The sequence below is a fragment of the Agromyces sp. Y182 genome (genome assembly GCF_059445385.1).
Genome location: NZ_JCAIUF010000001.1, coordinates 2426598 through 2448218 on the forward strand (window position 1 = coordinate 2426598; position 21621 = coordinate 2448218).

Below are 21621 nucleotides of genomic sequence, written 5' to 3' on the forward strand. Positions count from 1 at the left end.
GATCGGCCTGTGGCCGACCGACTGATGCTCCTCGACACCGCTTCGCTGTACTTCCGTGCGTTCTACGGCGTGCCCGACTCGATCACCGCGCCAGACGGCACCCCCGTCAACGCCGTGCGCGGGCTGCTCGACATGATCGCGCGCCTCGTCCCCGACTTCGAGGCGACGAACCTCGTCGCCTGCTGGGACGACGACTGGCGCCCGGCCTGGCGAGTCGAACTCATTCCGAGCTACAAGGCGCACCGCGTCGCGCGTGCCGTGCCCGGCGGCGTCGACGTCGAGGAGACCCCACCGGGTCTCATCGTGCAGATTCCGCGCATCCGCGAGGTGCTCGGCCTCCTCGGCATCCCCGTCGTCGGAACGCCCGAGCACGAGGCCGACGACGTCATCGGCACTCTCGCGACGGGCGCCGACATGCCGGTCGACGTCGTCACGGGCGACCGCGACCTGTTCCAGCTCGTTGACGACGAGGCATCCGTGCGGGTGATCTATACCGCTCGGGGCATGAGCAAGCTCGAGGTGCTGACCGACGCCTCGGTCGTCGCGAAGTACGCGGTGCTGCCCCAGCAGTACGTCGACTTCTCGGTCATGCGGGGCGACTCGTCAGACGGGTTGCCGGGTGTTGCGGGAGTGGGGGAGAAGACCGCTGCGTCGCTGCTGCGGGAATTCGTCGACCTCGACGGCATCAGGGCGGCTGCAGCGGATCCCTCGGCGCCGATGTCGGCGAGCGTGCGCGCGAAGTTCGCTGCGGCCTCCGACTATCTCGACGTCGCCCCGACCGTCGTCGAGGTCGTGCGCGACCTCGATCTCGGCGAGTTCGACTCCCGGCTGCACCCCGTCACGGGAGCGCGCCGTGAAGCCCTCGAAGCGCGCGGTGCCGAGTGGAACCTCGGCGGGTCGGTGTCGCGAGTGCTCGCGGCACTCGACTCCCTGCCGGCCGCCCAGTAGGGTCGCACCGAGAACGGGCCGCCTGGCGGTCGATCAGACGACGGATGCCTCGCGGCCGGCCCGTGCGGTCCGACCGAGCAGCATGCGCGCGACGAGTCCGATCACGGCGACGCCGATCGCCGTCGCGAGCGGCGCCACGACGAGGCTCGGTTCGGTGAGAGCCATGCGGAACACTCTGACCCCGTAGTCGAGCATCTCACCGGGGTGGCCGGCGAGTACCCGCGTTCCGGCCGCGCTCGACACCGCGGTGATCAGTGCAGGCCCGACCCAGAGCATCGCGAGGCTCGCGATCGCCGCGACGATTCGGCCGACCGTTTCGACTCCGCCCCAAGCGATCGCCGCGCCGACGAGCACCGCCGGCGCCCAGCGAACGGCGTCCCAGAGCCAGGCAGGCTCGCCCGCGAACGCGGGACCCCGCGGCGAGAGGAGCGCGTGCAGCCAGCCGGCCGAGAGGATCGCCGCGATGGTGAGGCCGATGACCGCGCCGGCTCGCGGTGCTCGGGCGACGAGCCAGAGCACGCCGAGTCCGACGACGACCGCGAGGATCGCAACGGCGATGACCGCGCCGAGGTACACGAGAGACCACTCGTCGTGTCGCAGGCCTGCGGCGACGAAGGCGGCGGTCTGGACGATCGCGACGACATCGACGAGGAGCACGCCGGCGAGCAGCATCATGAACCCACCGCGCTGAGCGCGGGGGCGCGTGGAGCGACCCACGAGCCCGGCGACCGCTGCACCGATGATGATGAGCGTGGCGATGAGTGACAGGGAGTACTGACTGAAGGGCAGCAGCACGATCGGCATCTCATCGGGCAGGGTGTCGTTCGCCCAGAGATTCTGCAGCGGCAGGCGCATGCCCGTGATCAGCCACGGCAGCAGGCCGAGCGCGGCGGAGGCCACGCCGAACAGAAGCAGGTGCCAGCCGCGCAGCGGTCGCGCCTGGCCGGCATCGGTCGCCACGTACTCGCGGGAGGGCTGCATGTCGGGCGTCGTCTGACTCATTGCCACCTCGTCGTTGGATCGGCGCCGGCCCGGAGCCGGGCGGGTGCGACCACCCTATGCTGCGCGGAGGACGGAGGTCTCGTTGCGATCATTCCGCGCGGCCGACTCGAGATTCGAGTCCCGATCACCCCTCGCCGAGCGCCGACGCGAAGAACGCGAGCTCGTGCTCGGCCGATCGGCGGAACGCCCGACGCATCAGCTCGCGTGTCTCGGGCGTCGCACTCGCCGCCAGGCGCGTGACGATGTCGATCGCCTCGCGGTTCGCGACGGCGAACGCGGGGTCGGCGTACGTCGCGAGCCACGAGGCATACGGATGCGCCGTCGCCGTCGCCGTCGCCGTCGCACCGAAGACGCCGTCCGCGAACCGCTCGCCGAGGTCGACGTAGATCCAGTAGCAGGGCAGTACGGCGGCGGCGAGCGCCGCGTAGTCGCCACGGGCCGCAGTGGAGAGCAGGTGGCCGAGGTAGGCGGTCGTCGCGGCGTCGGGCTCGGCCGCGAATGTCGATGCGCCGGCCGAGTCGAGCCATGTCTCGTGCAGCTCGAGTTCGCCGACGAGGGAGCCGTGTGCGGCGTTCGCCCAGAATGCCTGCTCCGAGGCATCCGTCGCGAGACGCGAGGCATCGGCCAATACGCGCGCGTAGTCGCGCAGGTAGAGCGCGTCCTGCGCGAGGTAGCGGAGGAACGCGGGTCGCTCGAGCGTGCCGTCGGCGAGCTCGCGGATGAACGCGAGCCCGTCGATCGCCGAGCGAAGGTCGTGGATCGACGCCCACCACTCCGCCTCGACCTCGGCGGGCGTCGGCGCGGTGCGTACCCCGCCGCGGGACCAGAGCCCCGCGAAGTGGCTGATCGGCCCGTGCCCGCGGCCGACCTCGAGCGCTTCGCCGTGCCGCAGCGACTCGCGCAGCCACCGGCGGGCCTCGATGATCGCGAGGGTCCAATCTCCGAGCTCTGCGCGGAGGCTCGCGATCGCGGAGGAGAGCGAGCACCCCGTGCCGTGCGTGGCTGTGGTCTCGATGCGCTCCCCCGGGAACTCGATGATCGTGCCGGTCTCGGCGTCGACGAGCGCGTCGGGAGCGTCGGCGCCGTCGAGGTGGCCGCCCTTCGCGAGCACGAGCACGCCGAACTCGCGCGAGACTCGTCGGGCCTGCTCGAGCGCCGCCGGCCAGGTGAGTGCGTGCGGCTCGCCGGCGAGCACGGCGAGTTCGTGCAGGTTCGGCGTGATGAGGTGCGCCCGGGGGATGAGCGCGCGAAGTGCCTGCTCGCCGTCGGGATCGAGCAGTCGGTCGCCGCTCGTCGCGATCATGACCGGGTCGAGCACCACCACCGGGGGCCGCGTGCGCGCGAGCCAGTCGTCGACCGTGCCGATGATCGCTGCGTCGGCGAGCATGCCGATCTTCACGGCGTCGATCGTCACGTCGTCGCTCACCGCATCGAGCTGCTCGGCGAGGAACGACGCCGGCGGCAGATGCACGCTGCGCACGCCCCGCGTGTTCTGCGCGACGAGCGCGGTCACCGCCGCCATGCCGTAGCCGCCGACAGCGGCGATCGACTTCAGGTCGGCGTGGATGCCGGCACCGCCGGTCGGGTCGGTACCGGCGATGCTGAGCACGCGCGGCACCCGCCGGTCGCGCGGCACGCTGCGGACGCCGGGCGTGTGGCGGCCTCGCGGGGGCGTGGCGGTCTCGAGTGCGAGGCGAGCGGATGCCACGGCGCCGATGTCGACCGCTCGAGTGGCCGTCTCGCTCATCGCCGGGCCTCCGAAACGCGGCGGTCGCGGGGTGGCGCGATGGCCGCCCAAGCGTCGACGAAGTGCAGCGCAGCGTCGCGGGGATCGGCGGCGGCGCAGATCGCGGAGACGAGGGCGACCCCGGCGGCGCCGCCGTCACGGAGCGGCGCGACGTCGCCGAGAGTGATGCCGCCGATCGCGACGCACGGCAACTCGGCCTCGGCCGCGAGTCGTGCGAACCCGTCGACGCCGAGTGCCGGCGGATGATCGGGCTTCGTCACGGTGGGCCGGATCACGCCGACGCCCAGGTAGTCGACCGTGCCACGCGGCATCCGTCGTACGGCCTCGAAGTGGGCCGAGGTGTTCGCGGTGAGGCCGACGACGCCGTTCGGTCCGAGCCGCTCACGCGCGATCGTCGCCGCGGCGTCACCCTGGCCGAGATGCACACCGTCGACGGGCAAGCCGTTCGCCCGTGCCGCGAGGGCGACGTCGAGCCGGTCGTTCACGAGCAGCGTCGCCCGCCCGTCGATCACGGCGCACAGCCCTTCGAGCAGCGTCAGCAGCTCCGTCGAGGAGCCGAGCCTGTCGCGCAGCTGCACCACTCGCACCCCGCCATCGACCGCATCGGCGACGACCGACGTCACGCCCCGCGGGCCGCAGAGTGCCGCATCGGTGACGAGGTAGACCGAGAGATCGAGCGCCGTGTGCGCCGTCACGACCGCACCGACGTCGAGGGCAATGCCACGGATGCGAGTTCGGCCGCCACCGCGGTGTGCGCGTCGGCGGCGACCTCGACGAGCTGCACCCGCCCGCGCTCGGCGACCTCGTCGGCCGTGACCTGCGCGAGAGCATCGAGGAACAGCGGTGCGAAACTGCCCGGCCCGGCGGCACCCGCGGCCGCGAGCTCGGCTGCCACGGTGTAGACGAGCGTCGCTGCAACGGCGCCGGAGAACGCGTCGTCGGTGACCGAGAGGAAGGCCGCGGTGACGGCGCCGAGGGCGCAACCGCCGCCCGTGACCCGGGTGAGCAGCACGTCGCCGTTGGCGACCCGGGCAACCCGCCGGCCGTCGGTGATCAGGTCGATCGGGCCCGACACCGCGACGACGGAGCCGTGCGCCCGGGCGAGGTGAGCCGCGGCATCCGCTGCCGACTCGGTCGAATCGGAGGCGTCGACGCCGCGTCCGCCGCTGCCCCTGCCGGCGAGGGCGATGACCTCGCTCGCATTGCCGCGGATCACGGTCGGGCGCTGCGCGAGCAGCTCGTGGGCGAACGCGGTGCGCACGGGCAGTCCGCCGACGGCGACGGGGTCGAGCACCCAGGGCGTGCCGGTCTCGGATGCCGCGGCCACCGCCTCGCGGGCGGCATCTCGCTGCTCCTCGTGCGGCGTGCCGAGGTTCACGAGCAGCCCCGACGCGATTCGCGCGAAGATCCCGGCCTCACCGCGGATGTCGACCATGGCCGGGGCCGCGCCGAGGGCGAGCAGAGTGTTGGCCGTCACGTTGGTGACGACGCTGTTGGTGATGCACTGCACGAGCGGCGTCGCCTCGCGCACGAGGGTCAGGAGCTCGGCAGAGTGCCGGGCAGGGTCGGTTGGCAGACGATCGCTCATCGCGACATCCCTTCGCTAGTTCGAACTAGATCAGGTTCGACGGGTGTGTTCTCAGCCATGCCCGCTTCGGTGAAGCGATGCACGGCACCCCGTGTCACTGCGATGAAGCCTAGCGGTCGCCCGGTGACGGTCGGCGACACGGGCGTCTCGCGCGAAGGATAATGAAGCGGTGAGTTCCGACCCCTCAATGCCGCCGCCCGCTCCCGCCCTCGAGAGCACGGTGAAGCCGCGCCTGTTCTGGTTCGTCGCGCTCCTCGCCGTCGTCGTGATCCTCATCGACCAGGCCTCGAAGTGGTGGGCCGAGGCCGCACTCGAGGAGCGGGTGTCCGTTCCGCTGATCGGTGACCTGATCCGCTTCCAGCTCGTGTACAATCCCGGCGCCGCATTCTCGATCGGCACCGAGTTCACCTGGGTGTTCGCGATCCTGGCGGCAGTGGGGGTCATCGCCATCATCGTGTTCGCGTGGCCGGTGCGCTCACGGGGTTGGGCGATCGCGCTCGGTCTCCTGCTCGGCGGCGCCGCGACCCACCTCGGCGATCGGCTGTTCCGTGAACCGGGATTCGGTCGCGGGCATGTCGTGGACTTCATCGGTTACGGCAACCTCTTCATCGGCAACGTGGCCGACATCGCGATCTTCGCCGGCGCCGTGATGGTGCTCGTGCTGACCTTCAAGGGCGTGCATCGCAGCGGCGCTGTCAACTCGGCTGACGCTGACGCTGACGCTGACGCCGACGCTGACACGGCTACCGACGCTGACACGGCTACCGACTCCGACACCGCTGCCGAGACGAACACCGGCACCGAGACATCCGCATAGCGCCCCTCAGCGACGCTCGATGGTCGACCCGCGGATCACGAGCCGCACGGGCAGGTGATGCACGCCGGCGTCAGGTTCGGTGCCGTCGATCGCGTCGAAGATTCGCATGGCCGCGGTGCGCCCGAGCTGCTGCAGGTTCGCGTCGATGCTCGTCAGCTCGGGACGGGAGTTCACGGCGAGCACCTCCCAGTTGTCGTACCCGATGACGGCGACGTCTTCGGGCACGCGCTTGCCGAGGTCGCGCATGGTGTCGATCACGCCGCGCGCGATCTGGTCGCTGCCGGCGACGACGCCGTCGATGTCGGGATGCTGGGCGAGCAGCATGCCGGCCGCTGCGCGGCCCCAGTGTTCGCTCCAGCTCGAGGTCATGACGTCGCCCACGAGTTCGAGTCCGGCTTCGGCGAGGGCCGCCTGCACGCCGACCGCACGATCCTGTGCGGCGGCGTACTCGGGCTCGCCCGTGATGTGCGCGATGCGCCGCCGCCCCGTGGCGAGGAGGTGCTCGACGGCGATGCGTCCGCCGGCAATGTTGTCGGGCGTCACCGAGACGTCGCCGGGGTCGTCTGATGGCGCGTAGGCGTAGACCACGGGCACGGGGAGGTCGTGGCCGAGCGACGGTCGCGGGTCGGTCTGGCGTCCCACGACGATGATGCCGTCGACGCGTCGGTTCAGCAGCGCCTTGAGGTGGTGCTGCTCGCGGATCGTGTCGCCGCGCGCGTCGCAGAGGAACACGTTGATCTGACCTGCGCCGAACGCGTCCTCGGCGCCCATGAGGATGGGGATCACGAACCGGCCCTCGAGGTCGCTCGTGAGCAGGCCCACGGTTCCGGTGCGGCCGGCGATGAGGCTTCTGGCGAGCGAGTTGGGTGTGAACGAGAGCTGTTCGGCGGCGTCGATGACGCGCTTGCGCGTGGCCGGGGCGACTTGGTCGCGGCCGTTGATGGCCTTCGAGGCGGTCGCGAGCGAGACGCCTGCCATGCGGGCCACGTCGTTGAGCGTCGCCGCCCGTGAGCTGCCCGAGCCGGTTCTCGCCATGTTCGCCTCCTCAACTGAAACGCTACCGGCTGTCGCTCTTGACGGCCGGGAGATTCACACTGTAGCGTGCCGAAAGGCCTTTCGGAAATTTCGGAAAGGCCGCACCAGCACCTGACATTCCGGGCGTCTCGGCGCCCTCTCAACGACGAGCAAGGAGTACACGGATGAGATCACGCAATCGCCGGATGACGCGGGCTGCAGCTCTGTTCGCCGCCGGCGCTCTCACGATCGGGCTGGCCGCCTGCACGGGCGGCGACGAACCCGGAACGAGCCTCGCGGACGCCGGCGCCGAGGGCGTCGACGACGGCACGACCCTGACGCTCTGGACGCGTGCGCCCCTCGAGAAGCAGGCGAAACTCCTCGTCGAGGCCTACAACGACAGCCACGAGAACCAGGTCGAGCTCACGGTCGTGCCGAACGACGACTACGTCGCGAAGGTCGGTGCAGCAGCCGGCTCCAACGGTCTGCCCGACCTGTTCGCCGCCGACATCGTCTACGTGCCGAACTGGGTCGAGCAGGGGCTGTTCCAGGACATCACGGCGAACATCGACGGTTTCGACTTCAAGGACGAGATCAACAAGGGCCACCTCTCGGCCGGCACGCTCGACGACGAGGAGTACGTGCTGCCGTTCGTGCTCGACCTGTCGATGCTGTTCTGGAACAAGGAGCTCGCGACCGAGGCCGGGCTCGACGCCGAGGCGGGCCCCGCCAACCTCGAGGAGTTCGCCGAGTGGGCCAAGGCCATCCAGGGCCTGAACAAGCCCGACACGTACGGCACGGCCACCGGCCTGAACTGCGGCGGATGCCTCGTCTTCACGTGGTTCCCGAGCAACTGGGCCGACGGACAAGAGGTGCTTTCCGACGATGGCACCGAGTCGCTGCTCGCAAGCGACACGTCGAAGGAGATCTACGCCATCTGGAAGGACCTCTGGGACTCGGGCGCCGTGCTGCCCGCATCGAAGGACGAGGCCGGCCCCACCTGGACCGCCGCGTTCACCGAGGGCAAGGTCGGCATCATGCCGTACCCGGCGACCCTGCTCTCGTCGACTCCGTTCGACGTGGGTGTCTCGGGTCTGCCCGGCCCCGAGGGCGGAGCCTCGACATTCGTCGGCGGCGACGGCATCGGCGTCTCGAAGGACTCGAAGAAGGCCGCGCAGGCGTGGAGCTTCCTCAGCTGGATGATGTCCGAGGACGCGCAGGTCGGTGTCCTCGCGAAGGACAACGACGTGGTCTCGCGCTCCGACCTCGCCGACAACGAGTACTCGCAGAAGGACCCGCGCCTGATCACGATCAACGAGGTCGCCGGTCAGGGCGATACCCCCGTCGCGATCAACTTCCAGCAAGCGTTCAACGCGCCGAACAGCCCGTGGCTGACCATGGTCCGCAACGCGGTGCTGGGTGACGCGTCGTCGATCGACGCCGACAACGACGAGATCACCGCGATCCTCGGGCAGTAGCCGCACCTTCGACCGGCCGGCGCGCGGAGTCCAGGCTGCGCGCCGGCCCGCCATCCCTCGAAAGGCCCACCATGACCGCCACGCTTCCCGGAGCGGGATCCGCTTCGAGTCGCGCGCAGCGCCGACGTCCTCGTCGCCGTGCCGCAGTGACCGGCTGGCTCTTCGCGCTGCCGACCGCGCTCTTCGTGCTGCTGCTGTTCGGGCTCCCGCTGCTGCTCGTGCTGCAGATGTCGGCGAGCGACTGGCCGTTGCTCGGCGGCAACCAGGGGTGGAACCTGCCCGAGAACTACGTCGACGCGGTCGGCAACCGCTTCTTCCTCGACTCCATCTGGTTCACCCTGAAGTACACGGTGCTGACGACGATCATCCTGCTCGCCTTGAGCCTCGGGCTCGCGATGCTCGTGCAGGAATCCACCAGGTGGAAGGGACTGCTGCGCACCTCGTTCCTCGTGCCGAGCGCGCTGGGCCTGGCATCCGCTTCGCTCCTGTTCTACGTGCTCTACTCGCCCATCGCCGGGCCGTTCGCCGACCTCATGAAGGCGTGGGGCTTCACGTTCCTCGGCACGCCCGACGGCGCGCTCTGGTCGACGATCTTCCTCATCGTCTGGCGTTACGCCGGTTTCTACATGCTGCTCATGTTGGTGGGCCTGCAGGGAATACCCGAAGACGTGTACGAGGCGGCCCGCATCGACGGCGCCTCGCGTTGGCAGACCTTCCGCGGCATCACGATCCCGCTGCTCCGCCCGACGCTCGCGCTCACGACCGTGCTCTGCGTCACGGGCTCGCTGCTCGCATTCGAGCAGTTCTACATCCTCACGAAGGGCGGTCCCGACAACTCGACCATCACGGTCGTGCAGCTCATCTACAGCATGGCGTTCCAGGGGCAGAACGATCTCGGCGTCGCCGGTGCGCTCTCGGTCATCGTGCTGCTCGCGCTCGTGGTCATCAACATCGCGCAGATCCGCGCGTTCGGAAGGAAGGCGGAAGACTGATGAGCCTGCTCACCCGTCGGGGGGCACCCGCCACCGACTCCACGGTCGCGATCGTCGCGCCGAACCATCGCAGCGGGGTCGCCCGCAAGCGCCCCACCACCGTCGCCGGTATCGCCCTGCGCACGCCGTACTGGGTGCTCACGGCCGGCCTCGCACTGCTCTTCCTCTACCCGCTCATCTGGACGGCGATCTCGTCGGTCTCACCGCTCGCGGGCACCAACCAGACCGACGGCTGGGGCTTCGGCAACTACGTCACCCTCGCGAACTACCAGGCCGGCATCTGGGTGTACCTGCTCAACTCGACGTTCGTGTCGCTGCTGACCGTGCTGCTCACGCTCACGATCTCACTGCTCGGCGGCTACGCCTTCGCGCGCTTCAGGTTCCCCGGCAAAGACCTGCTGTTCCTCTCGACGCTCGCGATCCTGATGGTGCCGTACGCGACGCTGCTCATCCCGCTGTACGTGCTGCTCAACTCGGTCGGGCTCTCGAACTCGCTCGTGGGCGTGGCTCTCGTGCTCACCATGTTCCAGCTCCCGTTCTCGATGTTCATGATGCGCATCTCGTTCGAGTCGATTCCGCGTGAGCTCGACGAGGCCGCGATGGTCGATGGATGCTCCGCCTGGAGCGTGCTCTGGCGGGTGCTCGTGCCCGCGGTGAAGCCCGGCCTCATCACGGTCGGCCTCTTCGCGTTCCTCGCGGCGTGGAACGACTTCATGGCGCCGCTCATTCTCATCAACGATTCGAACCGCATGACGCTGCCGCTCGCGATCTCGAACCTCAGGGGGCAGGTGCAGGGCGTCGTCGACTACGGCGCGACCGAGGCCGGCGTCGTGGTGCTCGCGCTGCCGTGCATCCTGCTCTTCCTGATCCTCCAACGACACTACGTGCGCGGCTTCATGTCGGGCGCCTTCAAGGGATGAACATGACGGTCTCCACGCACACCGCTCCTGCATCGGTCGCACCGGTCGCGCCCGTCGCACCATCGCGCACCGCGCTCCGCCCGCTGGGCCTCGACGAAGTGACGATCACCGGCGGCTTCTGGGGCGAGCGGCAGGAGGTGAACGGGCGGGCCACGCTCGCGCACATCGCCGGTTGGCTCGAGCGCGAGGGGTGGATCGGCAACTTCGACCTCGCGGCATCCGGAGGACTGCCCGAAGGTCGCCGCGGCCGGGAGTTCTCGGACTCGGAGGTGTACAAGTACCTCGAGGCCGTGGCGTGGGAGATCGGGCGGCGCGGGGGAGACACCGAACTCGAGCGGGCGTTCCGCGACCTCGTCGGCCGGGTCGCCGCGGCGCAAGAGCCCGACGGATACCTGAACACCCGCTTCGGGAGGCCCGGCCAGGGTGCGCGGTGGTCCGACCTCGAGTGGGGGCACGAGCTGTACTGCCTCGGGCACCTCTTCCAGGCGGCTGTCGCGCGGGCGCGCACCAGCCCGACAGCAGACGACGGGCTCATCGACGTCGCTCGTCGCGCGGCCGACCTCGTGTGCGAGGTCTTCGGGGACGGCGGCATCGAGTCGGTCTGCGGTCACGCCGAGGTCGAGGTCGGGCTCGTGGAGCTCGCCCGTGTCACCGGCGAGCCCCGGTACCTGCGTCAGGCGCAGCTCTTCGTCGAGCGCCGTGGCACGGGCACGCTGCGCGACATCGAGTGGGGCCGGTCGTACTACCAGGACGACATCCCGGTGCGGCAGGCCGATGTGCTTCGCGGCCACGCGGTGCGCGCGAACTACCTCGCCGCCGGAGCCGTCGACCTCGCCGTCGAGACGGTCGATACCGAACTACTGGGCGCGCTCGAGCGCCAGTGGACGAACACGGTCGCGCGGCGCACCTACGTGACCGGCGGGCAGGGCTCGCACCATCAGGACGAGGCGTTCGGCGAGGACTTCGAACTGCCCTCCGACCGCGCCTACTCCGAGACCTGCGCGGGCATCGCCTCGATCATGTTCAGCTGGCGGATGCTGCTGGCCCAACCCGACGCCCGCTACGGTGACCTCATCGAGCGCACGCTCTTCAACGTCGTGGCGACGTCGCCTTCGGCCGAGGGCACGGCGTTCTACTACGCCAACACGCTGCACCAGCGGCGCCCAGGCGCCCCGGCCGATCCCGACGTCGTGTCGCCGCGGGCGTCGTCATCGTTGCGCGCGCCGTGGTTCGAGGTGTCATGCTGCCCGCCGAACTTGGCGCGCACGTTCGCGAGTCTGGCGGCGTACATCGCGACCGCGGATGCCTCGGGCGTGCAGGTGCACCAGTTCGCACCGTCGACTATTCGCACGACGCTCGACGACGGGCGCGAGATCGCGCTCGAGGTCGAGACGTCGTACCCGCGCGAGGGGTCGGTGCTGGTGCGCGTTCTCGCCGACGCCGGTGGCGAGTGGACGCTCTCGCTGAGGGTGCCGGCGTGGGCCGAGCAGGCGCGGCTCGTCGTGCGGCCGGCCGACGGGGGAGTCGAGCAGGCCTGGCCCGCCGACTCGCACGGGCGTGCGGGCATGACCTCGGTGACCCGTGCGTTCGCCGTGGGCGACGAAGTCACGCTCGAGCTGCCGGTGGCGCCGCGGTTCACAGCGCCCGACCCGCGCGTCGATGCCGTGCGCGGGTGCGTCACGGTCGAGCGCGGGCCCGAGGTGTTCGCGCTCGAGTCGGTCGATCTCGAGTCGGCGGGCATCGGTGCGACGGATGTCGCGGATGTGCTCGTCGACACGACGGTGCCGCCGCGCGAGGTCGACGGTCGGGTCGTGGTCGCGTTGCGTGAGCGCGTCGTGATCGGCGGGTGGCCGTACGGCGACGACGCGGATGACGAGGGGCCTGAAGCATCCGCTCACCAGGTCGCGCTCGTGCCGTATCACGAGTGGGCCGAGCGCGGCCCGTCGACGATGCGGGTGTGGATCCCGACGGAGTGACCGGCCTGGGCCGGTAGCGAACCGAACGGGGGCGGATGCCGCGTGGCATCCACCCCCGTTCGGTTCGTGCTGCTCGCTAGCTCGCGCGACGTGCGCGAACCCGCACGACGGCGAACGCGGCGCCGCCCGCGGCGATCAGTGCGAGCGCGAGCCAGCCGAGCAGCTCGACGAGCGGTGCGCCCGTCGAGGCGAGGTCGGCGTCGGTCGCCGCTGCCGCGGCTGAGCCCGCGGACCCCGATGCGGCTGCGGCGAGCGTGATCGCGGAACGGGCGACCTCGACACCATTGATGGTCACGACGATCGAGTGCGCGCCCGCGGGCGTCGCGGCCGGAATGGTGCCGGTGAACGTGAATCCGCCGTCGGCGGCCGTCGTCGCGGCGCCGAGCGTCTGCGGCGTCGAGTGCAGCTCGACCGTGAACCCGCCGACTCCCGGTGCCAGGCCGGTGCCGACGACCGTGATGTCGCCGCCCGGCACGAGGTCACCCGTGACCGAGACCGAGCCCTTGACCGTGGTCGGGTCGACCACTGGGGGGCCCTCGACGTTCACGGCCGCCGACGCGGCCGAGGCTGCTGAGGTGCCGACGGTGTTGCGGGCGGCGACCGTCGCGGTGTAGTCGCCGCCGGGCAGCGCCGTGAAGGTGTACTCGGTCGCGTCGGCCGGCACCGTGACGGGGGCACCGCCGTTCAGGGCGACCCGGTAGCTCGTGACGGGCGAGCCGCCGTCGGCGGGCTCGGCCCACGAGACCGTCACCGAGGTGTCGCTCACTGATGCGTCGGGCGCATCAGGTGCAGAGGGCACGGTCGCGACTGCATCCGACGCACGGGGCAGTGCGCCGAAGAACGTGTCGAGTGCCGCGATTCCCTCGTCGGCGAGCGCGAGCTGCGCGGCGAGGCCGGCGGGGTCGGGCCGGTCGGCGTAGCGCCCGGGCAGGTCGTTCACATACCACCACTCGGTCATGTACTCCTTGTAGGTGCCGTCGCCGTTGTCGTGGATCCACTGCTGCACGATCGGTGCGGCCTGGCCGTCGACGGTGCGTCCGCGGTTGTACTCGAGCACGTAGGGCACCTGCAGCTTCTTCGCGGTCGCGAGCGCCTGCTCGCGGTCGCCGCCCGGGTAGAAGTCGACCTGGCCTGAGACGGCGGGCACGTACTGCGTGGCGAGGTTCGGCAGGTACTGCGTGACGAGGTCGCCGTAGAGGTCGGCGAACTCCGAGCCGGTGTCGCGGATGTGCAGGTCGTTGCCCGAGTTGCCGTCGAGTCGCAGGTCGAAGAAGTACACCTGGTCGACGCCGTTCGCGACCGCCTGGCGGTTGACCTCCTTCAGGAAGGCACGCGTGTTGTGGCACCAGGTGCCGCCGAAGAAGAGCACGTAGTCGCCGTCGCTCTCGAGGATGTTCACGAGCTCGGGGTACGTGACGGTCTGCACGCGCCAGTCGGCGTCGTCGTCGTCGAGCACCGTCGCGCCGCCGTACTCGGGCTTGCCCAGGTACGCCGAGGCGTGCTTGGCGTTGACGACCTGCTCGTTGAACGTGAAATGGTCGCTCGTGTCGAGCTCGGTCGCCGAGCCGAGCACGGTGGTGACCTCGGCGGTGTAGGCGGCGAGTGCGGCGGGGTCTTCGAGCTGCTCCGCCGTGACGGGCGTGGTGATCGCCGAGACGATGCGGTCTTCCGCGCCCCCCTCGGTGTGCGACGTGTCGTAGACGAAGAGCGTGGGGTCGTCGGTGCCGTCGAAGGGCGTCTGCGTGTCCTTGCCGAGGTACTCGGTCACGAGTCGGGTCCAGAGCGGTGCGACGTCGGCGTTCGTCGTCGAGCGGATGTCGAGGTGGTTGCCGTCGAGTCGCGGGTCGAAGTTGTAGATGCGCTCGACGCCGGCGCCCTTCGCGACCTCGTTGATCGCGCCGATCGTCGCGGCCGTCTGCGGGTCTTCGGGTCCGCCGACGAGGAACGCGAACCGGCCGTCCTGGCCGAGCAGGTACTCGAAGCGTTCGAAGGTCACGGTCTCGTAGACGCTGTCGGGGCCGAGGCCCTCGTAGGCGTCGTCGAACCAGTCGACGGTGTCGGTCGTGCCCGGCGCGGGGGCGGCCGCAGCCGGGGCGGCCGCGACGCCGCCGAGCACGGCCGTGCCGGCGATCGCGAGTGCGGTCAGCATCGCTGCCCGCCTCTGGGTGGGGCGGAGGTGGTCGGGCACGTTGCTTCCTTTCGTCGAGTGAGGGGTTGGGCTGGTCATACGGTCACGGATGTCTCGGCGGGCTCGTCGCCCTCGGGGTGGTCGCCGCCGGCGCTGTTCGCCTTGCGGCGGCGCAGCAGCCGCTGGCCGAGTAGGGCGAGTGCGCCCACCGCGACGAGGCCGATGAGGATGCCGCCGCCGGCGAGCCATTCCGGTGCGCCGTTGCTGCTCGAAGCCGCAGCGGACACGGCCGCCTCGGTCGTGGGCTTCGCGGTCGCCGCTGCGATGGTCGCCGACTTCGATGCGCTCGACGCGGCGGACTCGCCGACCGCGTTCGTGGCGACGAGGGTTGCGGTGTAGACCCCTGCGCCCAACACCTTGAACGTGTGCGAAGTCGCGTCGGCTGCGAGCGGAATCGCGGTGCCCTTGTTGAGCGACAGCTTGTAGCCCGTCACGGGCGAGCCGCCGTCGGTCGGTGCCGCCCAGGTGACGGTCAGCGCCGTGCCCTTGACGGTGAGAACCGGTGCGGTGGGGGCGAGTGGCGCGGTCGCCCCGACGACGGCCGGAGCGACGTCGGTGGTCGCCCCCGTCTCGGTCGTGTTCGACGTGGTGCCACCCGAGGTGCTGCCACCCGAGGTGCCGGTGTTCGGAGCCGGTGCCGGCGCCGGCGCAGGAGCGGGGGCCGGAGCAGGTGCGGGCGCCGGTGCGGGGTCGGGCGCCGGCGCGGAGCCGCCGCCGCTGATCGCGGGCGGGGGATCCTCTTGGGTGCTGTCGTAGGGGTAGCCGCCGGCGTTCTCGCACGCGCCGAGGTCGAAGTTGAGGGAGCAGAGATCGCACACGTCGCCGGCCGCCGAGGCGGGCCCGCTGCCGATGAGCACGAACGTCGGAACGGTGATCGCGAACACGAGGCCCGTTGCGAAGCCGCGGATGCCGCGGAGGCGGCGAGGTCGGGGAGTCATAGGGATTCTTCCTTCTGGTCGGCCGCGTCAGCGGTGAGTGGCGAGTTCGGTCGGCAGCGGGGCGGACGAGACATCCGCTTCGGTGGCAGCGTCGAGGTCGGTCTGGGTCTGGGTCTGGGGCTGGGACTCGGGCTGGGTCCCGCTCTCGGGTTCGGGCTCGCTCTCGAGCTCGTCGCGATGCGGCGCGCGACCGGCGAAGATCTCGTCGTCGAGCGCGCCGGCCCGACGGGCGACGATCGTGGCGCTCGTGGCGGCGGCCGTGACGTTGGCCATGGTGCTCGCGGTGCCGGCGATGGCGCTGATCGGAATGAGCAGCACGAGCACCTCGACGGGCAGCCCCACGGCGGTCAGCACCGCGGTGGCGGTGACGATCGCCGTGCCCGGCACTCCCGCCGTGCCGAGGGAGACGAGCAGCCCCAGCACGACGAGCACGACGTAGTCGAGCGGCGTGTATTCGATGCCGAGCGCGTTCACGGTGAACACCGCGACGAGGGTGGGCCAGATACCGGCGCATCCGGGCATGCCGATGGTCGTGCCGATCGGGGCCGTGAAGCCGGCCACCTCGTCGGAGACGCCGATCTTGCGGGTGAGCGCCGAGATCGTGAGCGGCAGGGTGCCGATGCTCGACTGCGTCGTGAAGGCGGTGTACTGGGCAGGCGTCAGCAGGCGGAAGAAGCGCAGCGGGTTCACGTCGGCGAACACCCGCAGCAGCACGCCGTTCACGAGGTAGGTATCGACGAAGGCGGCCACGAGCGCGATGACGAGCACGCCGACGAGCGAGAGCGCCGTCTCGATGCGGGCGACCGCCGTCGACGTGGTCACCGCGACGAGTGCGAGCACCGCGTACGGGGTGAGCGCGATGATGAAGCCGACGGCCTTGAAGAGCACGCGGCGCGTGGCATCCACGAACTCTTTGAACGACCGCACCTTCTCGGCGTTCTTGTCGGCGACGATCAGGTACGACACCGCGATGAGCAGGGTGAAGAGGATGATCGCGATGATGTTGTTCGACGAGATGTCGCCGACGACGTTGTGCGGGAAGAGTCCGACGATGACCTCGTCGAGCGGGGCGAGCAAGCCCGTGAGCGCGGAGCTGCCTTCGACGCCCGTGATGTCGAGGTTCGCTCCTTTGCCGATGCCCGTCGCGAGCGCGAGGCCGAGCGTCAGCAGGATCGCGATGAGGTTGGTCGCAAGCAGCCAGAACACCGAGCTCAGGCCGATCGTGCGCAGCTTCGCGAGGCTGCCGAGCGAGGTCACGCTCGAGAGCACCGAGACGATGATGAGCGGCGCGACGACTGCGGTGATGACATTGACGTAGATCGAGCCGATCGGGTCGACGTAGTCGAGGTGGCCCTGGAACGCGATGCCGACGCCGATGCCGACGACGAGCGCGATGACGGTGAGCAGGGTGAATTTCGCCCCGGCGCGGCGCAGCAGGAAGAGACCCGCGAAGAGCACGACGATCAGGGCGAGGGCGGCGACGGAGAGCCAGTCGATGTCAGCCACGGCGGGCTCCGGTGCCGGCGTCGGCGCGGCTGGCCTCGGCGCGCGCGGGCGCGGTTCGGGTTCGGTGCATGGCACGACGTTATTGACCCGCCGCCTCGCCGTGCGGTGCGTGTCGCACTGTGAATGTCTATGACGGCATGCGTCGGCAAACCCGCTCGCGAGGCACGCCATACCCGCCGTTTGTGACGTCGGGTGACGTCGTCTCCGCGTGCCGTGTGACGCGGGATGACGCGAGCGGGATGACGCGAGCGGGCACGCGAGAGCGATCGCACGGTCGTCTGCACGCGCGCGGCCGTCCGGCGACGATGCGTCCCGCGGCCCCGCGACCCCCCGGCTCCCCCGGACGAGGGGCATACGCGACCTCGGGGCGAGAGTAGTCTGAACCCGCTCGAGCGCCGGAGGGGATGGATCCGTGCGCCGAGATCGGGGGATCGCCGCAACGACGATCAAACGCCGCGGCCGTAGGTCGTGCGGATCGCGGAGGGGGATCCATGGCTGAGATCGATGCCCGATTCGCTGCGGCGTTCAGCCGCGTGTTCGTGCGCGCCGAGGCGGTGACGATTCCGATCGGCGAACTCGAGATCGGACAGGTCGGACAGATCGGACAGGTCGGTCCGATCGGCGGCGTCGGAGGTGCCGGTGGTGCCGCCCCCGAGTCCCTGCCACGAGTGACCGTGCTGCGGCCGGGCGATCTGCTCCGGGTGGAGTTCCGGTTCGTGAACCTCGCCCGCATCGACGTCGACGGTGTGCCGCACCTCGCACGCCGTTCGGCGAACGCACCGGCGTTCCTCATCGCCGGCTTCGGGCCGCAGCACTTGCTCGAGCAGGCGTTCTTCGACCCGAGCGGCCCGGCGGCAACGTTCACGACCGCCTCGCCGATTCCTCCGGGTGAGGAGGGGCGCATGAAGGATCCCGGCGGGACCGAGACGCCCGACTACCCGGTCGCCGCGCGCATCGCCCGCGCCAGTCGCATCGCCTACCTCGTCACTCGCGAGCGCATCCTCTACAGTGAGGCCGGCCTCTTGCATGCGATGCGGGTGCTGCCGCTCAGCGTCGTGCCGCATGCCGAGGGCGCGCCCTTCGGCCTCCATTGGCACGAGCTGGCCGATGAGCTCGGCGCGATCGCCTCGGTCGCCTCGCGGGTGCGGGCGGTTCGCACCGCTGCGGCCCGTCGCGCGTCGACCGCCCGAGTGAGCGTCGCGAAACTCTCGCCGGCGCGCCGCGCTTCGGCGCTCGGACGCATCACGGTGCGCGACCTCGAGCTCACCGAGATCGCCGAGGCCGCCCGGCTGCGCCGCACGGCCGCCGAGCTCGAGGCCCGCTTCGGTGCATCGTCGGCGGTCGCGGCAGTGGCGACCGACTTGCGGCCAGGTATCGAGATCGGCCCGGTGTTCACTCCCGACCTGCGGCCGCCGTTGCCGCGTGAGCCCGTCTCGACCGAGACGGCGCTCGAACTGCCGTGGCGCTTGCAGCTGAGCCCTCACGCGCGCGGGGCGTTCACGCACGCACTCGGCGAGGTCGAACACCACGGGCGCGTCGAGCTGTGGCATTCCCGACTGGCGTCGCGCACGGATGCCGCGGCAGACCTCGACCCGGCGGCGCCGCCGCCCGTCGATGAGGAGCAGCCGGCAACCCGCACCGTGCGCGCGGTGTGGACCCGCGACTTCACCCCCGGCAAGGGACCGGCGGAGAAGACGACGGCGTTCCCCGATGAGAACTTCGGCAATCCGGCGACGCTGCCGCCGTTCCGGGCGACGCTCTCGGTGCGCGATCGCATGCAGCTCGTGCATCTCACCTCCAACCATCGGTGGTCGCGCGGTTACACTCCCCGGGCGGTGCCGGTCGAGCGGCTCATGCTGACCGCGGTCGGCGGGTGGCTCGCGAGCGAGGTGCATCTCTCGCCGCCGACGGGCCTGTCGATCGAGGAGTGGAAGCATCGTGCGACGATGGGTCGCGACCACTACGTGAAGGTCGTCTACCAGGGCGTGCTGCTGCCGTTCGGCCATCGAGCCTCGCTCGTGAAGGTCACCGAGCGGCGCGTGAAGGCCGACGGCCGCGCCACCCTCTATCAGCGGCTCTTCGTCGTCGTCCGCCAGCCCGAGCGGCGGTTCCTCGCAAGCGGCACGGCGAAGTTCGACAACCGCATGCCGTTCCGGTGGGTACGCATCCTCACCGCAGCCACCCCGCCGCTCGCCTCGCCGCGGCGGCCCACCCGCGCCGACGGCCAGCCGCTCGTCGCGAACGGGCAGATCTTCGTGCCCGAGATCGCGGCCGTCGACGGCGCCGTCGGCGCGAACTCGAAGCCGGGGCAAGAGCCCTTCATGTTCCGGATGCTCGCGAACGACGTGGGCAACCGGCTGATCGAGTTCGAGGGGCCGCTGCTCTTCGTCGAGAAGACGGTCTTCGAGCAACTGCAGGCCGACCGCGAGGCGGCGCGGGGCGCCGCGAATACGGTCTCGCCGGCCTACGACCTGCGCGGCCAGCGGGTCGTGTTCGCACCCCCGCTCGACCCCGACGACACCACCCTCTCGACCGCCTCGGTGACCTTCGACGCCGAGTTCGACACCGCGACCACCGAGAAGGCCACGAACTTCGTGCTGCCGGTGATGCGGGTGGCCCGCGCCGCCGTGCCGGCGATGAGCGCGTTCACGGGGCAGTCGTCACCCGTCGACCTCACCTACGCGACCGCGTACCGCGCGAAGGGCTTCGGCAGCGGGTCGACCCATGCCGGCAACGAGGGCGGGCTCTTCCTGCAGCTCGCGAAACCCGGCGGCGAACCGTCGGCCGCCGGCGAGACGATGGGATTCTCCTCGCAATCCGACAAATCGGGCGGGTTCGTCAGCCCGAGCGTCGAGGTCACCGCACTCGCCCGGCAGGTGGGACCGGTCGGGGGCGACCTCACGAAGCTCGCCCAGAACGCGGCATCCTTCGATGTCGGCGGCATGTTCGGACTCGATGCGGCGAAGCTCTTCGGCATCCTCCCGCTCGCCGAGCTGCTGCCCGCCTCGGGCAGCCCGCTGCCGAAGTTCGTCACGCAAGCGGTGAACACGGTGGTGGGGCTCGGGCAGTCGGTCTCCGAAGCCCGAGCGTTCGTCGTCAAGAACGCCGCAGCGCTCACGGCGCAGGCGGCCGCGGTGTCGCAGGCCGCCACCGAACTCGCGGATGCCGCACAGGACTTCGGCGACGCGATGGTGCTGTTCTCGCAGGCACCGCATCCACCGCAGGACTTCCTCGGGCTGCTCACGACGATCAGCGACCGGGCGACGAAGCTCCGCGACGCCCTCCGTGCGCCGGCCGTGCCGTTGTCGCTGCCGCGCGCCGAGATCGAACGCGCCCTCGCCCTGTTCGAGCGACTGCACGCGCTCGCGACCGAACTGCCGACGATCGTCGGGCTCATCGAGCAGCTCGCGACGGGGCAGTTGCTGCCCGAACGGGTGAGCGCCCGGCTCGAGTGGGAGACCGAGCTCGAGCCCTGGGCGCCGTCGGGCATCTCGCCGCCGGTGTTCCAGCCCGAGGGCGATCGACGGCTCCGCCTCGTCAGTGAAGTGCAGGCGCCGCTCGGTTCGGGTGAGCCCTCGGCGCTCGTCTCGTGCTCCCTGCCGCCGTTCACGCTGTTGCTGCTCGGCAGCACGAAGTTCATCGCCATCCACGTGACCGTGATGGAGTTCTCGGTCGCGCCTGGCCGAAAGCCCGACGTCAACGTCGCGCTCCGCGAGGGCGACGGCATCGAGTTCCTGGGCCCGCTCGCTTTCGTCGAGACGCTGAAGGAGATCATCCCGTTCGACGGGTTCAGCGACCCGCCGTACCTCGACATCGAGCCGAGCGGCCTGAAGGCCGGGTTCGACCTCGCGATCCCCGATCTCGCGGTCGGCGTCTTCTCGATCACGAACATCCACCTCGGCGCCGAGCTGTCGGTGCCGTTCATCGGGGAGTCCCTCGAGTTCCGCTTCTTCTTCGCGACGCGTGAGAACCCGTTCCGCCTCGCGGTCGCGTTCTTCGCCGGCGGCGGGTTCTTCGCGATCACGATCTCGCCGAAGGGCGTCAAGGTCGTCGAGGCGGCGTTCGAGTTCGGTGCCGCCGTGGAGATGAGTTTCGTCGTGGCATCCGGCAGCCTCTCGGTGATGGCCGGCATCTACTTCCGCCTCGAGCAGGACGGCGACGCGCAGAGCGTGCTGCTCACCGGCTACTTCCGGGCCCGCGGCGAGGTCGACGTGCTCGGGCTCATCTCGGCGTCGATCGAGCTCTACCTCGAGCTCAGCTATCGGGCGATCTCGGGTCCGGGCGGCGAGAGCAGCGCGAAAGCCGTCGGCAAGGCGTCGATCAGCATCGAGGTGTCGGTGTGCTTCGTGTCGTTCTCGGTGTCGGTGAGTTGCGAGAAGCAGTTCGCGGGGTCATCCGGCGACCCGACCTTCCTCGACACCATGGGTGCCTACACCGACGAACTCGGCGCGGCCCGCGACCCGTGGGCCGAGTACTGCCGGGCATTCGCCGTCGAAGCAGTGTGAGG

At 70.5% G+C, this 21621-nt stretch carries 15 protein-coding genes and 1 riboswitch; of the genes, 7 read left to right on the top strand and 8 right to left on the bottom strand.

The features are described 5' to 3' along the window. Positions 1-9 precede the first annotated feature (9 nt). A complete protein-coding gene (locus AC1C2R_RS11200; RefSeq protein ID WP_495379947.1) occupies positions 10-948 on the top strand; it encodes a 5'-3' exonuclease in 939 nt (312 codons plus the stop codon). Between the two features lie 33 nt (positions 949-981). Here the strand turns inward: AC1C2R_RS11200 and AC1C2R_RS11205 are convergent, their stop codons facing one another. The 4 genes from AC1C2R_RS11205 to thiM all read right to left on the bottom strand — a co-directional run bounded on the left by AC1C2R_RS11205 (position 982) and on the right by thiM (position 5285). After that, the gene (locus AC1C2R_RS11205; protein ID WP_495352557.1) at positions 982-1950 is read right to left on the bottom strand and encodes a hypothetical protein; all 969 of its coding nucleotides are present in this window, start codon (positions 1948-1950) and stop codon (positions 982-984) included. Positions 1951-2074: 124 nt separating this feature from the next. Beyond that, positions 2075-3697, bottom strand: a complete 1623-nt coding sequence (locus AC1C2R_RS11210; protein ID WP_495379948.1) for a bifunctional hydroxymethylpyrimidine kinase/phosphomethylpyrimidine kinase — start codon at positions 3695-3697, stop codon at positions 2075-2077. Next, complete coding sequence (thiE, locus tag AC1C2R_RS11215) at positions 3694-4392, bottom strand: thiamine phosphate synthase (protein WP_495379949.1); 699 nt, start codon at positions 4390-4392, stop codon at positions 3694-3696. Before thiE ends, AC1C2R_RS11210 begins: the two co-directional genes overlap by 4 nt. Continuing rightward, positions 4389-5285 carry a hydroxyethylthiazole kinase gene (gene thiM / locus AC1C2R_RS11220; RefSeq protein WP_495379950.1) on the bottom strand — a complete coding sequence of 299 codons (897 nt, stop codon included), beginning with the start codon at positions 5283-5285 and terminating at the stop codon, positions 4389-4391. The genes thiE and thiM overlap by 4 nt, the downstream gene beginning before the upstream one ends. Next, positions 5276-5387, bottom strand: a riboswitch (TPP riboswitch). It overlaps the preceding gene by 10 nt. Positions 5388-5454: 67 nt before the next feature. Between thiM and AC1C2R_RS11225 the strand changes: the two genes are divergently transcribed. Beyond that, positions 5455-6102, top strand: coding sequence for a signal peptidase II (locus tag AC1C2R_RS11225; RefSeq protein ID WP_495379951.1), 648 nt, complete (start codon positions 5455-5457; stop codon positions 6100-6102). Positions 6103-6108: 6 nt separating this feature from the next. On the opposite strand, the gene AC1C2R_RS11230 is transcribed toward AC1C2R_RS11225, so the two are convergent. Continuing rightward, complete coding sequence (locus tag AC1C2R_RS11230; RefSeq protein ID WP_495379952.1) at positions 6109-7137, bottom strand: LacI family DNA-binding transcriptional regulator; 1029 nt, start codon at positions 7135-7137, stop codon at positions 6109-6111. 164 nt (positions 7138-7301) lie between these two features. On the opposite strand from AC1C2R_RS11230, the gene AC1C2R_RS11235 reads away from it, so the two are divergent. From AC1C2R_RS11235 to AC1C2R_RS11250, 4 genes are all read left to right on the top strand, one after another. After that, a complete protein-coding gene (locus tag AC1C2R_RS11235; RefSeq protein WP_495379953.1) occupies positions 7302-8594 on the top strand; it encodes an ABC transporter substrate-binding protein in 1293 nt (430 codons plus the stop codon). 71 nt (positions 8595-8665) lie between these two features. After that, positions 8666-9586: a carbohydrate ABC transporter permease gene (locus AC1C2R_RS11240; RefSeq protein ID WP_495379954.1), complete on the top strand. Its 921-nt coding sequence runs from the start codon at positions 8666-8668 to the stop codon at positions 9584-9586. Beyond that, on the top strand, positions 9586-10506 hold the full coding sequence (locus AC1C2R_RS11245) for a carbohydrate ABC transporter permease (RefSeq protein WP_495379955.1): 921 nt from the start codon (positions 9586-9588) through the stop codon (positions 10504-10506). The genes AC1C2R_RS11240 and AC1C2R_RS11245 overlap by 1 nt, the downstream gene beginning before the upstream one ends. Next, positions 10503-12482, top strand: a complete 1980-nt coding sequence (locus tag AC1C2R_RS11250) for a glycoside hydrolase family 127 protein (RefSeq protein WP_495379956.1) — start codon at positions 10503-10505, stop codon at positions 12480-12482. The genes AC1C2R_RS11245 and AC1C2R_RS11250 overlap by 4 nt, the downstream gene beginning before the upstream one ends. A gap of 76 nt (positions 12483-12558) precedes the next feature. Here the strand turns inward: AC1C2R_RS11250 and AC1C2R_RS11255 are convergent, their stop codons facing one another. The 3 genes from AC1C2R_RS11255 to AC1C2R_RS11265 are packed head-to-tail and all read right to left on the bottom strand — an operon-like array spanning position 12559 to position 17114. Beyond that, positions 12559-14670 (bottom strand): fibronectin type III domain-containing protein, encoded by a 2112-nt coding sequence (locus AC1C2R_RS11255; RefSeq protein WP_495379957.1) that lies wholly within the window; start codon positions 14668-14670, stop codon positions 12559-12561. Between the two features lie 35 nt (positions 14671-14705). Further along, positions 14706-15608: a fibronectin type III domain-containing protein gene (locus AC1C2R_RS11260; RefSeq protein ID WP_495379958.1), complete on the bottom strand. Its 903-nt coding sequence runs from the start codon at positions 15606-15608 to the stop codon at positions 14706-14708. Positions 15609-15635: 27 nt separating this feature from the next. Continuing rightward, entirely contained in the window at positions 15636-17114 is a 1479-nt protein-coding gene (locus tag AC1C2R_RS11265; RefSeq protein ID WP_495379959.1) for a dicarboxylate/amino acid:cation symporter, read from the bottom strand. 491 nt (positions 17115-17605) lie between these two features. On the opposite strand from AC1C2R_RS11265, the gene AC1C2R_RS11270 reads away from it, so the two are divergent. After that, positions 17606-21619, top strand: a complete 4014-nt coding sequence (locus AC1C2R_RS11270; protein ID WP_495379960.1) for a hypothetical protein — start codon at positions 17606-17608, stop codon at positions 21617-21619. Positions 21620-21621: the final 2 nt, after the last annotated feature.